The organism is Chloracidobacterium validum, assembly GCF_018304825.1.
Lineage (GTDB): Bacteria > Acidobacteriota > Blastocatellia > Chloracidobacteriales > Chloracidobacteriaceae > Chloracidobacterium > Chloracidobacterium validum.
Window position 1 is genome coordinate 1,305,226 of sequence record NZ_CP072648.1, and the last position, 16,137, is coordinate 1,321,362.

The following is a 16,137-nucleotide window of genomic DNA, read 5'->3' on the forward strand; positions in this document are numbered from 1 at the left end:
CCTTGTCTTGGTTGTGGTTAGCTTAGGTTTGCCCGGAAGAAGCGCAGGACCCGATCCCAGGCATCGTAGGCCGCATCGGCGTGATAGACTTCCGGGCGCGTATCGTTGAAAAACGCATGGTCAGTCCCAGGATAGGTGTCAAACTCGTAGGTTTTGCCGTGCTGGTCCAGCTCGCTGCGGAGTCCGGCCACCGCTTCGGGCGTCACGAAAGCGTCTTTTTCCGCGAAGAGACCGAGAACCGGGGCGGACAGGTTGGCAAAGTTGGGCTTGACGTTGGGGTGGATACCATAGAAGTCCACGCAGGCGCCGATTTCCGGGTTTTCACAAGCGGCGTAGAGCGCCAACTGCCCGCCCATGCAAAAACCGATGACACCGACCTTGGGGTGTCCCGCCGTGGCCGGGTGCGCCAGCAGGGCATGAACGACGGCGCGCAGCTTGGTTGCGGTTTCACCGATGTTGAGTGCCATCATGAGTTTTCCGGCTTCATCGGGCGAGGTCGTTGCCTGGCCATCGTAGAGGTCTGGGGCAAACGCGACATAGCCGGCCTCCGCGAAGCGGTCGGCCACGGCTTCGATGTGGGGGACAAGTCCCCACCACTCTTGCAGCACGATGACGCCTGGGCCGCCAGTCGCCGGAACGCTGAGGTAGCCCGCTACCGTAAGGTTGTTCGCCGTGAGTTCAGTCCGTTGTCCAGCCATGGGATGCGCCTCCGTAGGAGAATGCGCCAGGTGGTTGGGCGTCCGGTGAGTGGACGCCCAACCACCTGGCGTTAGTCGGTGATCTGGGCCTTTTGAAGTCGGCCGCTAAAGTCAACGTAGAGCGTTTTCCATTCCGAGAAAATATCGAGGGCCTGGAGTCCGCCTTCGCGGTGGCCGTTTCCGGTGCCCTTGACGCCGCCAAACGGGAGGTGAACTTCAGCGCCAATGGTTGGGGCGTTGACGTAGCAAATCCCGGTTTCGAGGTCGCGCATGGCCTGAAAGGCCCGGTTGACATCGCCGGTGTAAATCGAGGCTGATAGCCCATAGCCGACCCCATTGGCGATGGCGATGGCATCTTCAAAGCCCTGGCAGGGGATGACGGCCGTGACCGGCCCGAAGATTTCTTCCTGGGCAATGGTGGCGTTGGGGGCGACATCACCAAAGACCGTCGGCGCGATGAAGTAGCCGTGCGCCAAGTCGCCATCGGTTATGCGCTCACCACCACAGAGCAGTTTGGCCTTGTCTTGGGTGCGTCCGATGGCAATGTAGTTGAGTACCCGTTCGAGCTGGTCCTGGTTGACCACGGGTCCGACATCGGTGGCCGGATCGAGACCGTTCCCCAGCCGGAGTCCCTTGGTGCGTTCGACGAGCATCTGGGTAAACTTTTTGACGACTTTTTTGTGGACGATGAGCCGTGACGCGGCCGTGCAGCGTTGCCCGGCCGTGCCGAACGCGCCCCAGACCGCGCCCTCAACGGCCAGGTCGAGGTTGGCGTCATCCATGACCAGGATGGCATTTTTGCCGCCCATTTCGAGGCTGCACTTTTTGCCTTTGTCCGCAGCCTGGGTCGCAATGATGCGACCTACTTGAGTCGAGCCGGTGAAGGAGACCAGGCGAATGGTGGGGTGCGTGACCAGCGGAGCCCCGGCCGTCTCGCCATAGCCGGTAACCATATTGACCACGCCGGGCGGCAGTCCGGCTTCCTCGAACGCTTTGACGAAACGATAGACTGACAGCGGCGTGTCTTCGGCCGGCTTGATGACGACCGTGTTGCCACAGAGGATCGCCGGGAGAATCTTCCACGATGGGATCGCAATCGGGAAGTTCCAGGGCGTGATGAGGCCGCAGACGCCGATGGCGTCCCGAACCGTCATGGCGAACTTGTCTGTCAGCTCCGAGGTGGTGGTTTGTCCGTGCAGGCGGCGTCCCTCACCGGCGACGAAATACGCCATGTCAATGGCTTCCTGGGTATCGCCGCGCGTTTCCTTGAGAACCTTGCCCATTTCCCGCGTCATGTCCCGTGAGATGGCTTCTTTGTCGCGGATCAGGATTTCACCGACGCGGAAGATATATTCGGCGCGCTTGGGTGGTGGGACGAGTCGCCACCGGGGATAGGCGTCAGCGGCGGCGGCCACCGCTGCGTCAATGTCTTCTGCCGTCGAGTTCGGGAAGTAGCCCACGACCTCACGGGCGTCGGCTGGGTTATGGTTGGCGAAGGTTTCGCCGTTCTGAGCGGCCACCCACGCGCCATTGATATAGTTGGCGTAGGTTGCCGGTGACGTTTTTGATGCTTTCTTGTTCGATGCTTTCTGAGCTGGCATGGAAGGTAGGATTCCTCACTGAAACGTTTTGGTCGAGCATTATGGCACTTTGGCTACTGTGGGTTTACTGATGACGTGGCAGCCTGTGCAAGCAAATTTTTCATCGAGCCACTTTTGGGGATGGGTTGGCTGTAGGCGGTGACTGATGGCCGCCCCCTGGTTGGGGTCATGGCAGCTCAGGCATTGCCCACGTCGCTCGCGCACGGGCAAGTCTGGCTTTTGGCGGGAAACGTCGCAGGCAGCAGCGACCGGCCGCGGACGTTTGCCGGTGCTGGAAAGATAGGCCAGTCCAGCAATGACAAGCGCAACCACCACGGCAAAAAACACGTCGCGTCTCTGGAGACGGAAAGTCATAGGTTGACATCCTCAAGAAAGGAAGCTGGAAAAGCGAACCTGACGCGGAAACGTCAATAGACCATGTTCCATGTCTTTGTCGCGCAATGCGCCCTTCTTTGGCTATGTGAAGTCGAGGACGGCCACACCGTCCCTGTCATTTCGGCTAGAACGCAATCCTTCCCAGGGTCAAGGACCGCCGCCCACCGTTTGCTGTAATCTATCAGGGGCGGGGTTGGAGACGGTAGCTGGTGACGTTGGTCGTCAGGCCAGCCTGGGCCGTAGTTTGGAGGATAGAGCGTGGGCGTTGTCTTGGTAGGTAGGGGGCTAATTGAGCGTGGATACAACTCGGCCTGCCGTAGGCGCTTGCCGTAGATTGTAGCTGTTTGTAGAGCGGACTGACCGGTACCGTGCCCGCAACTGAATTTGCTTCATTTGAGCCAGCGAGTCAGGCGCAGTGGGCGCGTCTGACTCGCTGGGAAAACAAGCATGTCCCTAGTCGCGCCCGCCACGCGGCACAACCAGAAAGAGATTGACGCCGCCGCGGTAGATGCGCAGCAGGACCTCACCCTGGCTTTGCCGAACGGCCGCGTCAAAGGCAGCCGGGCTGGTCACGGGCTGTTGATTGACCTGAAGAATGATGTCGTCGCGTTGGAGTCCAGCTTCGGCGGCCGCGCTGTCGGGCCGCACGGCGCGGACGATGACGCCGCTGCTGAGATTGAGACGGCTGCGGAGGGTTGGCGAGAGGTCGCCAACCGTGACCCCGGCCAGGGCACTCCCGGTTGGTGCGTTGGCGCGTGGGGCATCATCATCTGGCGCTTTGGCAAGCGGTTGGTCTTCGGGCAGTTCGTCGAGTTTGGCGCTGACTTCGCGTGGGGCTTTGTCGCGGAGAAGTTTGAGTTTTACCGTCGTCCCAGGGGGCGTTTGGGCAACGGTGAGGCGCAAGGTGCGCAGGTCACGGACTGGTTGCCCGTTGAATTCGAGGATGACATCACCGGGTTGCAATCCGGCTTGGCGGGCCGGGCTGTCTGGGGCGACATCGGTAATCACCACGCCGCGCTGATTCTGGACCCCAAACTGCTTGGCCAGGGCTTCGTTGAGGTCTTGTAGCGTGACGCCCAGGTAGCCGCGAACGACGCGCCCTTTCGTCACGAGCTGCTCCATGACCAGGCGGGCCATGTTGACCGGAACGGCAAAGCCGATGCCCTGGTTGCCCTGCGCGCCACGGGCAATGATGGCCGTGTTGATGCCGATGAGCTGACCCTGAAGGTTGATGAGCGCGCCGCCGGAGTTGCCCGGATTGATGGCGGCATCGGTTTGAATGAAGTCTTCGTACGTTTCAATGCCGAGGTTGCCGCGTCCCAGGGCGCTCACAATGCCGAAGGTGACAGTTTGGCCAAGATCGAAGGGGTTGCCGATGGCCAGCGCGAAGTCACCGACCTCGACTTGGTTTGAATCTCCGAGTGGAATGGCGGGCAGGTTGTTTTCATCAACTTTGAGGACGGCAACATCCGTTTTGGGGTCGGTCCCGATGAGCTTGGCTTTGAGGACACGCCCATCGGCGAAGGTGGCTTTGATGTCGCTAGCCCCGTCCACGACGTGGTGGTTGGTGAGGATGTAGCCATCGGCGCTCACGACGACACCGGAGCCAAGGCTGTTGGTTGGTTGGCGGCGGGGCGCGGGGCCGAAGATGTCCGGGAAGAAGGGCAGGTCAAAGCCTGGGTCAACCTGGCCGCGAGTCGTCCGGGTGGTGGAGATATTGACGACGGCCGGGAGGGTGGCTTTGACGATGGATGAGAAGCTGGCTGCCGGGAGCGCCTCTCCGGCGCGTGAGGTGATAGGTGGTGGCGAGGGCGGCGTGTCGGGGGGAGATAGCCAGCGGGTCGTCATCGCCCCGCCGATGCCCCCAAGCAGGGTCGTGGTCAGGAGTGCGCCCGCCGCCAGCCAGGGTTTGACTTGGAAGTTGGCTAGGAAAGCGCCTGGGCGCTGGGTTGGTGGCGCTGGTTGGTCGGTAGCAACAATCGTCTGATAATGAACCATAGACCGTAAGCTCTCCTTGACGCTCCTTCAGGTTGTCTGAAGTTGTGTTCCGGTAGAAATCGTTTCGTCGAACGACTGCCACTCAGAAAAGTTCCGCTCAGAACAGTTCCGCGTCGTTTGCGGCTGCCTGGCGGTCAGCCGGAGGTGGCAGGTCGTCCGCGACCGGTGGGGCAAAAACGCGCTTGAAAATGGCATCCACATTGCGTAGCTGGTGGTTGAGGTCAAACAGCCGGTGGAGTTCAGATGGGGTGAGATAGGCCTGAACTTCGGCGTCCTGGCTGGCCAGGGCAACGAAGTTGTCGCCGGTATCCCAGGCGCGCAGGGCCAGGCGCTGCGTCACGGCGTAGGCCGCTTCCCGCGTCAGCCCGCGGCGGGTGAGTTCTAGCAGCAGTGCGCCGGAAAAGGTGACCCCGCCCAGGCTTTCGAGATTGGCGCGCATGCGGTCGGCATCCACCACGAGGCCGGCGACCAGTTCGGTCGCTTTCGCTATCATGTAGTCCGTCAGAATGCAGCTATCCGGCAGGATGATGCGTTCGACACTGGAATGGGAAATGTCACGTTCGTGCCAAAGCGCGATGTTTTCGAGCGCCGCCTGGGCATTGGCGCGGAGAACCCGCGCCAGTCCACAGAGTTGTTCCGAGGTGATCGGATTCCGTTTGTGGGGCATGGCGGAAGAGCCTTTTTGTCCGGCTCCGAAGGACTCACGCGCCTCGCGGACTTCCGTTCGCTGAAGGTGCCGGACTTCGAGCGCCAGTTTTTCAATGCCGGCGCCAATCAGCGCCAGGACGGTCAGCAGTTCGGCATGGCGGTCGCGCTGGATGACCTGGGTGGAAATCGGCGCGGGGCGGAGTCCCAAGCGCGCACAGACGCGCGCTTCAACTTCCGGGTCGAGATGGGCAAAGGTGCCGACAGCGCCGGAAATCTTGCCAACGGCGACCGTCTGGCGCGCTTGCTGAAGTCGTTGCCGATTGCGCTGGGTGTCGGCGTAGTAGAGCGCCAGCACCAGACCAAAGGTGGTCGGTTCGGCGTGGACGCCATGCGTGCGTCCGATCATGACCGTATGCTTGTGTTCTTCGGCGCGCAACCTGAGCGCCTCGGCGAAGGCATCAAGCCGCCGCAGCAAGTGATCGCAGGCCTCACGCATGAGGATGGCGTTGGCCGTATCTACCACATCCGACGAGGTTAGCCCAAAGTGGACGTAGCGGGCCGCCGGGCCGATGTGCTCGGCTAGCGCCGTGGTAAAGGCAATGACATCGTGGCGGGTGGTTTGTTCGATGTCGGCAATGCGCTCGACCGTAAAGCGCGCCTTGGCACGAATCTCGGCCAGGGCTTCGGGCGGAATGACGCCCATCTCGGCGTGAACTTCACAGACGGCCAGTTCAACGGCCAGCCAGGTCTCGAAGCGGCGCTCATCGCTCCAGAGGGCGGTCATCTCGGGCAGGGAGTAACGCTTGATCATCGGTCGGTGACTCCGGGTGGCGGCGCAAGGCGGTGGGCCTCAAAGCGGCTCAGGCGTTCCCGCAGCGCCGCCGGGATGGGCAGCGCCGTTCGGGTCTGCGGATTGGCATTGACATACACGAGTTCGCCGCTGGTGAGGCAGGTTGTTTGGCGGTAAATGCCTAGGGCATAGGTCATGCTTGATCGTCCGAGGCGGGCACAGCGGACGCCGATGGTAATCAAGTCATCAAAGCCAGCCGGAGCGTGGTACTCAACTGTCGCCTTGACCAGAAAGAGGTCAGTGCCTTCCGTCGTGAAGTCTGCCGGGTAGGTCAGTCCGGCTGCGCGCCAGTATTCGGTCACGCCGACGTCGAAGTACGTCAGGTAATGGCCGTTGAAGACAACGCCCTGGGCGTCCACTTCTGCCCAGCGGACACGCAACGAATAGGTGAAGGAAAAGGCAGCGTCAAGCATAGGTCGGGTCTAGAGCCTGTGCCACTTGGCGAAGCCGTGTGGCGGAGCGACCGAAACCACCTCGGTCCAGGCGTGGCGCGGGTAGCGATCGCCCAGGGATTGGAGCGCGGCTAAACGCGCCAGCTCGGGGTGATTATTCTGCTGGCTGAGGTGAGCCAGAATGATATGGGCGGCTTGCCCGTCAAAGTCTTCGCGCAGGAAGCGCGCCATGGCGTCGTTTGACAGGTGTCCCAGGCGGCCGGCAATGCGCTGTTTGAGTTCCCAGGGGTAGTTCCCGGCCTGGAGCATGTCACGGTCGTGGTTGGCTTCCAGGACAAGCGCCTGGCAGCCGGTGAGGTGATGGGCGACGTGAGCCGGGATGTAACCTAAGTCGGTGACAACGGCCAGCTTGACGCCACCCGCCTGCGCGGTGAAGACAAATGGTTCGGCGGCGTCGTGGGGAACGGCAATGGGTGTCAGTGTGAGATCGCCGATCGTGATCGGCGCTTCCGCCGTGAGTGGGTCCGCCCAGCGGATGGCGGCCATGTCTTTTTCCTTGAAGCGAAGCTGCTGGCGGGTCGCCGGCGCGATGAAGACCGGCACGGCCAGGCGACGCGCCAGCACCGAGAGGCCGCCGACATGATCGGCATGCTCGTGGGTGATGACAATGGCGGTCAGGCGGGCCGGGTCGAAGCCAACGTCGGTCATGCGCTGCGCGAGCGCACGGGCGGAAAGGCCGGCATCCACCAGGACGGCCGCCCGGTCGGACGCAATTAGGGTTGCGTTGCCCGCGCTACCGCTGGCCAGAATGGTAAATCGCATGACATTTCAAGAAATGACTTGAACCGTTGAACGTGAAACATGGCGGGGAATATGGAGCCAGTCGGGTTGCAATCCGTAGCGCCCCAGGTTGCCCAGGGCAATGCCGGAACAGGTCTGTCCGGCGAAAAGATCATGGGCGAGGGCATGCAGCTCCAGGCGGGTAACGGAATTAATCTCCTGCTCTAGGTTTTTCTTACTAACTATCTGTCCAAAAAAGATTTCTTGGTATCCATTCTGATTGGCGCGGACGCTGCTGGCATCGTGTCCCAAGTGCAGGCTCATCAGATGTTGGGCCTTGGCCAACTCGACTTCATCGTCGGTCAGGTTGCCCTGCGCCACGTCGGCCAGTTCACGGATAATGGCTTTGACCGTCCGCTTGAGGTTGTGCGGGGCGACGGCGGCATAAATGAGGAACACCCCGGCGTCACGGTAGGCTGTTGCGTCAGCGTAAATGTGGTAGGCGAGTCCGGCTTCTTCCCGGATGCGCAGGAAGAGGCGTGAACTCAGCCCTCCGCCCAGAAGCGTTGCCAGGAGGGTGGAAGCCGTACGCTCTGGCGATTGGATGGCCGGGGCTGGAAGTCCAAGCAGGAGGTGCGCTTGCTCAAAGTCGGCGGCATGATTGAGACAGAATGTCGGCGCGCCGACAGGTGAGTCAAATGGTTGATTTACAGGGGGTTGAACGGAAGAGCGCGGGTTGATGGCGGATTGGCAATGGTCGAGGATGAGGTCGGTGTCAACCCGTCCGGCCACGGAAAGCACGAGTTGGTCGGGACGGTAGGCGAGTTGGTGAAACTGCCGCAGGCGATCCGGTGTCATGCGGCGCAGCGTGCGCGGCGTGCCTTCAATCGGCCGCCCCAGGGCGTGGCCGGGGAAGAAGTTTGCCAGGAACAACTCGAAGATAAACTCCTCTGGGCTGTCGGCAATCGTCTTCATTTCCTCGAGGATGACGGCGCGTTCGCGGATGAATTCCACTTCGTCAAAGCGCGGGGCCAGCAATAGGTCGGTCAGGAGGTCCAGGGCCGGTTGCAGGCAGGTGTCAATGGTTTGAATCTGGTAGTTGACACTTTCCATCATGGTCGCGGCCTCGATCTGTCCGCCGAGGCGGTCGCTTTCCATGGCAATCTGGCGGGTATCGCGGCGGTCGGTGCCCTTGAAAAGCATGTGCTCGACAAAATGGCTGATGCCGTTCAGGTTCGCCGCCTCATGGCGCGTGCTGATGCGGCCCCAGACCGACAGGGCCACTGAGCGCACATGGGCCATGGGTTCGACGATGAGCGTAAGTCCGCTTGGCAAGACCATCCGGCTCGGGCCACGGCGGCGCGGCCGGATGGTTGGGGCTGGGTTGCGGGTGAACTCGAGGGGTGAACGGGATGGAATGGATTTTTTCACAGGGCAATGGTGGTTGGTTTCGTGAGGGTCAGCCGAATGATGGTGCCTTGCGGAAGGCGGATGTCGTTGCCGCGCGTCAGCAGGACGCCGCCCAGCGCGCCGCCGCCCAGCGTCCCCGCCGCGGCCGCGCCACTTCCGCCACTCAGGATGATGATGCTTGAGCCAATGCCGCCCAGCCAGCCGCCGTTGATGGCATTCTGGACGGTCCGGCGGCCGCTGCGCCCGCCGGAGACCGTTCCATCGCGGTCGGCCCGGAGGCGGGCTTCATTGCCAATATCATCCACTGACACGACCACGGCCGCGATTTGCTGCTGGCCTAGGTCGGTGGTGACGGCATCAAAAACCATCTGGAGGCGGGCGGCCCGCTGAGGCATTTTGGCGGGGCTGATGGCCTCGATCGTGCCGCGCACCTCGGTGCCGCGCGGCAGAACCAGTGTCCCGTCGGCGAGGCGCACCGATTCCCGGAGCTGGGCCACCACTTCATCGCCGGGGCTGTTGATGCGGGTGTGGATGGGTGTCAGGAGTTCCAGCGTGAGCGGGGTGCCGGCCGGGAGCGTGATCCGGTCGTTTGGGGTGATGGCATAGGCGCGGGGGCGCGTGGGTGGGTCCTGTTGCGCGTGGATGACAAGGTTCCCACCGGTCAGGCCCAGCGCCAGTCCGAGGGCGAGTCCCATTGCCCGTGCATAACTGGTACCAAGGCGACTTCCGGGGTGATGCAGTGTGGTGTGCTGAGCTTGACGGCTTGTGGGTCGCATGGTGCAGCGCCTCCAAAGATAGGTTTCAATCGCGTTGGGATGGTTTAGATATGGCGTAAAAATTCTCGAATTCCACCGAGTTTGAGTTGAAAGAGTTCCTGTTCGTCGGGCGGGCAGAACGGCATCAGGTCAGCAATGAAAGCTTCGTAGAACACATCTGGGTTGAAGGCGGTGAGAACGCGCGACCGTTCGGCGTGGCGAATATCTTCAAGGGCCGCCAGGAGCATCTCGTTGAGCGGACGGTTGCGGTGGCTCACCTGGTTGTAGGCCCAGCCGGCGACGATTTCGGCGACTCGCTCGCGTGGCAGAGCGTACGGTGGCTCGGTGCGCAGGAGCAGGGAGAGTGAGTCGCTGACAATCAGTGGCGCTTTCTGGTCGTCGAGGTAAGCCAGCAAGTCATCAATCGCGGCATCTACCTCTGGATTGCCGGTTGGCTTGACCGGGTTAGGCAGGCGCTGGGCGGTGGGAGCGGCTTCGGGTGGTGGCAGCACTGGTGGAGGCGTGACCGCGCGGGTGGGTGACGGGAGTGGTCCGGTCGCTGCCACCGGGTAGCTGCCGGTCACGCGCGCAAGGCTTGGGGCGGCGGTGAAGCGTCCTGTGGTGCGCTGAAGGCGAGTTTGCATAGATTGCTGACGGAGATACTCAAAGCTCTGGACGATGTGACGGAAGACTTCGTTGATTTCCTGGCGCAGCGGAATGGGCGCGGTGAGGAAGCGATCCGGGTGAAAGCGGTCGGCGAGGCGGAGGTAGGCAAAGTTGATTTCCTCGACCGAGGCTCCAGCGGGAACATTGAGGATGGCGTTGGGATGATTGAGGCGAATGCGTGACCAGAGCGCGTCAAGTTCGGCGCGCAGGGCGGTGAAGTCCGGGCTGTAGGCGAGGTTGGCCTGCGATGCCGTGGCCGAGGTAGCGAGTGGGATGACCGGGCGCAGGGCGGCCGGAAGCTCGAGCTTGCCGGTATCGCGGGAGAGCGTCGGTGGTTCGGTTTGCTCCAGGACGCCGGCGGAGATCAAACCAAAGAGGGACTTGAGCGTGACCGCCGGGGGCGTCGTCGCCACAACCAAAAGGTGCAGCAGGTCGAGCGGCTGGGTGATGAGTTCCAGGAGCTGGCGCTCAAATGGCTTGAGCGTCATGGTTTGCATACGGAGCAGTGGCGATGACGATGGGGCGATGAAGCGATTGAGATCGCCCAGTCCGCGCCGGATGATGCCAAAGTCTTCGATGCGGCGAACGCCTTCCAGGATGATACTGGCGGTGGTGAGCTTGAGCTTGAGTTCTTCGGCCACCCGTTGCTCGCCGGCAATGAACTCAAAGGAACCGGTGGTCCAGTTGAAAACGGAGTAGATAATATCCAGAACTTGAAAGGTGATGTTGGTGATGAGGTCGCGCTGGGACATGATCCCGGCTTCGACCAGGGCTTGTCCAAAGCGCTTGCCTTCGACCGTTTGAGCCATGACGCGATCGAAGTCGGCTTGCGTAATCAAGCCATGGCGGAGCAGTGACGCGCCGATGCGATCCTCGTCCTGGTTACTCGATGCGAAAACGATGTTGCCGGTTTCGAGGTAAATCTGCTTACGCGCCGCACCACGGGTGAGCAGGAGTTCACCCGTGAAGCGTTCACTGTAGGCGCGCCGCAGCAGGTCGGGAACGCCGGTGGTGGTGAGGCTGCCGGTTGTCGGCAGCGGGTCCGTGGTTGGTGTCGTTTCGCCGGATAACATCTCGCCTGGGGGTGTTTTACTTGGGGCTGTGCTGGTGGGCGATGGCTGAGGTGTTTCGGGCATGGCGCATTTTCCTTATGCCGTGGCTACAGTGGTAGCGTCATCATACTCAGTCTTGGCGCGGCGGGCTACTGTCAGGCCGGATGCGGTCCGTCAAGGCTGGTGACGGCGACGGCGCAGCGCCTCGAAGAGGTACTGCTGGGCCAGTCCGGCGAGTGTCCCGAAGTGAGTGGCGGCGGCTTCAGCAATGTGGCGGTCGGTGAGACGGCAGTGGGCCGGCGCTTGCGCCGCGAGTAGAGCGGTCATGGCGCGCCGCACCCAGACATCAATCGGAAAGGCCTCCCAGCGGTGAAAACCAAAGAGGAGCACACATTCGGCAACCTTGGGACCGACGCCGGGGAGGGCGATGAGGCGTTGCCGGAGGTCGTCGGTTGGGCAGGTGGCCGCCTGGTTCCAGAACTGGCCGTGGCCGGCGATGGATTGGGCGAGTTGGTGGAGATAGCGGTCACGGTAGCCGACCCGGCATTCGGTGCGCAGCACGGTAGCGGGGACGGTGGCCAGCGCCGCCGGGGTTGGGAAGGCGTAAGCGTCTTGGGTGAGCGGTGTTCCGAACTTGCGACTGATAATGTTTATGATCTGGCGAATGCGCGGCAAATGGTTATTGGCGGAAATGACAAACGAAACCAACACTTCAAACCACGGTTGGCGCAAGAGCCGCAGCCCGGCCAGTGGCGCGACTTCGTCGGCCAGTCCGGTCGCGCCAGGCATCCTGGCTAAACGCTTCACGAGTGTGGCGTGGACGCCAGCATAGTCGCGGTCAAGGTCGAAGTAGTGCGCCAACCAGCACCGGCGTTCGGTGGTTAGGGCATGGTTGACCAGCCGGACATGCCATCGTCCCTGAATCTGGGCAACCGTCATCACGGCATCTTCCACGACGCCCTGGTAGGTCGCTTTGCCGCCGGGGGCAAGGCGGGCTTCCCAGCGGAAGGCCTGTCCGCCGAGCAAGGTGAGTTCCGGGTTGAATGCGGCCGGGAGCGCGACCGTATCATTAGGCAAGGCGACTCATGGCTTGCGGAAGGGATCGCCACTGAAGCCCGGCAGGAACTGAATGTCCGTGAACGTCAGTGTGACCGTCCGCCCCCCCTGGACGCTCCGAACGATGCGGTGGGGCAGCAGGATGCCGCCCACCGGTTTGAAGTCTTCATAGCGTTCCTCGATTTGAAGCGGTTGTCCAATGTCGGTGGGGAGTTGGTAGGCACATTTCCGGGGGAGGCGGGACTCGAGGTCAATCACCACATCGTACGTGTCGCCGTCGGCATCCGTGATACGGATGGTCTCTTCGACTTGTCCATCGGAGAGGTGGCGGGAAAAGCGAATCAGCTCGTTCCCCGGCAGGAGCAGTTGTTGGTACAGTCCGATTCCGGCCAGCTTGGATTGGATACGAACTTGCTTGAGGGTTTCCCGTTGCGTGATGGGTTCAGTGCGCCCATTGGCACGTTGCCAAAAGAGCTTGTCTGACCGGAGGAAAAGGAGTCCCGTCGGGCTTCCCGGTGAGACTTCAAAGCGCAGCTTTCTGGCGCGCGCCCAGAGTTGGCGAATCGGCTTTGGATCGGAGGTAGATTCGGGTGTGGCCAGGTCTGGCTCGGTGGTGATTTGCGTGCCGTAGAATTGCGCTGCCGTAACTCGTTCGATGTTGGCGCGTCCCCCGACCGCGCCGACCATGGTGCCAATGAGCACTCGCGCGCGGACTGGTGATGGTGCGCCGGTTGGGGCGTCATCCACGACTGGCGGCATCGGGCGCGGTGGGGGTGCGGCCGCGGTGGATGGGCGCGATTCCGCCTTGGCAATGGGTTTGGCATTTGTGGTGGCGGCTGGCTTGAGCGGTTTCGCTTTGGTCGGCTGGCTTGACGACGCGGGCGGGGCTGAGCTGGCATCGTCACGGGGCGCGTTCCTGGCCGTGGCTTGATCCGTCAGGGGCGCCGGCGGTTTCTCTTTGGTGTCTGACGCTTCGGTGTCCGACTGGGCACGCTGTTTATCGTTATCTTTCTTTTTGTCGCGGTCTTTCTTGTTGTCATTGTCTTTCTTGGTCTTGGGTGGCGTTTCGTCCGTCACTGCCGGGTCATTGGTCTTGGTCTGGCTGGTGGCGCTTGGCGAGGGACTGGTTGGCGTTGCCCGGTTCGGATTTGCATTGACGGCCAGGAACTCCCGATGCACTTCGAGTGAAAATCTAAGAACTTCTTCTATATTCCAGAGAAAATTGATTTTATCTCGCTGTGAAAGCTGGTTTTCTGGCCCTTCTCCGCGTGGGTCGTAGGTGTTGGCCAGGGAGAACTGAAGGTCTGGCAGGCGCTTTGGTGCGCGCGTGCCGGCCAGAACCAGAAAGACCTCACTTTGCACGTCCCCACGGATGAACACCCGCGAGAAGGACTCGAGCGGAAATGTTTGGGTTTCATCACTTTCAAGGAACGCCAGCCGCAAGTTTGAGCGTGAAAGTTGCAAGCGCACTGGCTGGGGTGCTTTTTTCTCGGTGTGCAGGACGAGGTTGAAGTCGAGCATGCCATCGGCATCGAGAATACGCTTGGCGGCAGCCGTAAAGTTTGGCGTGTCGTTGAGCCGCAGGTAGTTTTGCGCGAGCAGGTTGAGGGCCGGGAGATGGCGCGGCAGGATGGTCAAAATTTCAAGTAGAGTATTGACTGATTTAGTGTAATCCTTGCTAGAAAAAGATTTTTTAGCATCCAGAATCGTTTCTTCGATGAGGTCTTCATCCAGCTCCAGCTCGACCGGCAGGGTCAGGTTTTGGCCGGACTTAATCTGGATGATCTGAGTGATTGGACGGTGCCAGCGGCTTTTCGCCTGGAGCGTATAGACGCCCGGCGTAAGTTCACGGCGGGCGAAGCTCCCAGTCAGCGAGGCGAGTTCGTTATAGACCACCACTTCCAGATTGGGGGTGAGTGGGGTAATGGTCAGGCTGCCAACATTGAGTTCCGGCTCAAAGACCACGTCCTGGTTATCGCGTGGGGCAAGGACGACGCGGATTTGTCCGTCTTTATACTTGGGGCGGTTGCGGGTTTCGATGAGGTGTTCACCCGGTTCGAGGTCATTGATTTGGAGGATGCCGGTGCTATCCGTCACGCCATACTGCTTGCCGTCCACCAGGACGGTGGTGCGGTCAAGCCTAGTCACGACCCGAATGGCGGCTTTCGGGAGGTATGGCTCGAGCGCACGCAGGGTTTTTTCCTGCGCGCCGAGCAACCGGAGTGTTTCGAGGGTTTTCCGGTCAAAGGTATTCGAGAAGTCAATGCCCCGGTCACGAATTTCACCGGCGAGCGCGGTATCTGGGAAGTCGTTCTGGATGAGCCGCTTGATTTGCTCGAGCGAAAGGGGTTTTCCATTGTCGTCCTGGGCAGTGCCCATGGAGGTAGGAAACAGGCTGATAATGATGAGACCAAGAATGCAGATCAACGTGCGCATGGTGGTGCTGGCAGAACTCACAGGACAGAATTCTTGAACAGGCTCATGGGGCCTCAGGATGCCGAACGCTCCATCATAGAGGTTCGGGCGCGGTTGGCGACACTTCGCTTGGTGGCGACTTGAGAATTTCGATGGACTTTTGGATGCGGCGCTTCAGGTCGCGGGCGCCGCTATGTTTAGGGTCTTGCTTGAGGATCGCGTCACACTGCGCCAGGGCTTCCGTGTAGCGCCGCTGTTCGTACAGGGCTTGGGCGCGGGCGAGTGGTGAAGCCAGTCCGGGGTCTGGACCGGTGGTGACCGGCGGCACGGGCAGGTCGGGTGGTGTGACGAGGCGTGGGCCTGGTTCGAGACTGCCCGGTAGCGGAGGTGGGGTTGCGGTGGACAAGGGCAGGGTACTGAAGGATGGCTTGGTTTCTGATCGGCTGCCGGTCCAGTTACCGGTGCGCTTATCATCGCGCCATGTTCCGATCAGGTCGCGCCCGGTCACGGAAACCTGTGCCTCAAAGGTCAGGGTGCGTCCCGTCTCATCCTTGCGTTCGAGGGTGAGGCGTTGGTTTTCGAGCAACCTTCCCGTGACCGGAAAGGCCCTGGGCGGCTTGGTGGGCGATGGGGGTGGCTCTTCCCAAAGGCCCGAAAGCGTCATGCCGGTTTGTCCAAGGCTGAGGATGAAGTCACTTGACTTGCCTGTGACCTGTTCCTGGACCATACCTTTCCAGTAGCCGTTGAGGTCGAGGTGAAGTGGGAAGGCGAGCTGGTGATTGCTTTCCGGCATCTCCAGGATCGTGGCGAAGGGGAGGTAGCCGCTGCGCTGGAGTGAGATCTGGTGGCTTCCGACCCGGACTTGAGGAATGGCCAGGCTTCCAGTCTGGGGGTCGGTCTCGCCGACTTGGACGCCATCGAGGCGGACGGTCGTCAGTGGCTCGGTCTGGATGGTGAGCGTGAACAGCGCCGGGCGGAGTGGCAGGTTGACCTTGATGGGCAGGAAGCCATACTGGACTTCGATTTCCTGTTCGACATCCAGGTATTCAGGATGGGTCAGTCGGACCACATGCTTGCCGGGTGCGACGCCGGGGAGTGAGAGGCGGCTCAGTTGATTCGTTGCTCCGCGTGGCTCGCCGTCGAGGTAAACTGTCGCGCCCATGGCATTGGTAATGATCACGACGGTTGGTTTTGAGAAAAAGAGGACCAGCGCGCCGATGGCGAGGACTGCAACTACCAGTCCCAAGCCGTATAACCATTGGTTGACGGCCCGGCGGCTGATGAGCGTCACCTTGGGTTGGGGGGGTTGGGGGCGCGGCGGCGCAGATGTTTTGGTTGGATAGGCCTTCATCAGGGGTGTTACGTCGCGGCCGTCGGCTGGTGATTCACGGCGTTGTTCGGTGCGATAGTTTGCCATGGCGGTTGGAATTGCAAGTTTAAG

General features: G+C 61.4%; 13 protein-coding genes. All 13 read right to left on the bottom strand.

The features are described 5' to 3' along the window. Positions 1-17: 17 nt before the first annotated feature. The 13 genes from J8C06_RS05450 to J8C06_RS05510 all read right to left on the bottom strand — a co-directional run bounded on the left by J8C06_RS05450 (position 18) and on the right by J8C06_RS05510 (position 16,113). On the bottom strand, positions 18-698 hold the full coding sequence (locus J8C06_RS05450) for a dienelactone hydrolase family protein (RefSeq protein WP_211429763.1): 681 nt from the start codon (positions 696-698) through the stop codon (positions 18-20). 71 nt (positions 699-769) lie between these two features. Continuing rightward, entirely contained in the window at positions 770-2,299 is a 1,530-nt protein-coding gene (locus J8C06_RS05455; protein WP_211429764.1) for an aldehyde dehydrogenase family protein, read from the bottom strand. 39 nt (positions 2,300-2,338) lie between these two features. After that, positions 2,339-2,653, bottom strand: a complete 315-nt coding sequence (locus tag J8C06_RS05460) for a hypothetical protein (RefSeq protein WP_211429765.1) — start codon at positions 2,651-2,653, stop codon at positions 2,339-2,341. 474 nt (positions 2,654-3,127) lie between these two features. Then, positions 3,128-4,672 carry a DegQ family serine endoprotease gene (locus J8C06_RS05465; protein WP_211429766.1) on the bottom strand — a complete coding sequence of 515 codons (1,545 nt, stop codon included), beginning with the start codon at positions 4,670-4,672 and terminating at the stop codon, positions 3,128-3,130. A gap of 97 nt (positions 4,673-4,769) precedes the next feature. Next, entirely contained in the window at positions 4,770-6,131 is a 1,362-nt protein-coding gene (gene purB, locus J8C06_RS05470) for an adenylosuccinate lyase (protein WP_211429767.1), read from the bottom strand. Beyond that, positions 6,128-6,583, bottom strand: coding sequence for an acyl-CoA thioesterase (locus tag J8C06_RS05475; RefSeq protein WP_211429768.1), 456 nt, complete (start codon positions 6,581-6,583; stop codon positions 6,128-6,130). Before J8C06_RS05475 ends, purB begins: the two co-directional genes overlap by 4 nt. Positions 6,584-6,592: 9 nt before the next feature. Continuing rightward, positions 6,593-7,384: an MBL fold metallo-hydrolase gene (locus tag J8C06_RS05480; protein ID WP_211429769.1), complete on the bottom strand. Its 792-nt coding sequence runs from the start codon at positions 7,382-7,384 to the stop codon at positions 6,593-6,595. Between the two features lie 6 nt (positions 7,385-7,390). Further along, entirely contained in the window at positions 7,391-8,773 is a 1,383-nt protein-coding gene (locus J8C06_RS05485; RefSeq protein ID WP_211429770.1) for a M16 family metallopeptidase, read from the bottom strand. Continuing rightward, complete coding sequence (locus J8C06_RS05490) at positions 8,770-9,447, bottom strand: TraB/TrbI/VirB10 family type IV secretion system protein (protein ID WP_211429771.1); 678 nt, start codon at positions 9,445-9,447, stop codon at positions 8,770-8,772. Before J8C06_RS05490 ends, J8C06_RS05485 begins: the two co-directional genes overlap by 4 nt. Positions 9,448-9,572: 125 nt before the next feature. After that, positions 9,573-11,309, bottom strand: coding sequence for a DUF4388 domain-containing protein (locus J8C06_RS05495; RefSeq protein ID WP_211429772.1), 1,737 nt, complete (start codon positions 11,307-11,309; stop codon positions 9,573-9,575). Positions 11,310-11,399: 90 nt separating this feature from the next. Then, the gene (locus J8C06_RS05500) at positions 11,400-12,302 is read right to left on the bottom strand and encodes a DNA-3-methyladenine glycosylase 2 (protein WP_211429773.1); all 903 of its coding nucleotides are present in this window, start codon (positions 12,300-12,302) and stop codon (positions 11,400-11,402) included. 6 nt (positions 12,303-12,308) lie between these two features. After that, entirely contained in the window at positions 12,309-14,738 is a 2,430-nt protein-coding gene (locus tag J8C06_RS05505; RefSeq protein WP_211429774.1) for a tetratricopeptide repeat protein, read from the bottom strand. Positions 14,739-14,790: 52 nt separating this feature from the next. Continuing rightward, positions 14,791-16,113 (bottom strand): PEGA domain-containing protein, encoded by a 1,323-nt coding sequence (locus tag J8C06_RS05510; protein ID WP_211429775.1) that lies wholly within the window; start codon positions 16,111-16,113, stop codon positions 14,791-14,793. Between the last annotated feature and the right edge of the window lie 24 nt (positions 16,114-16,137).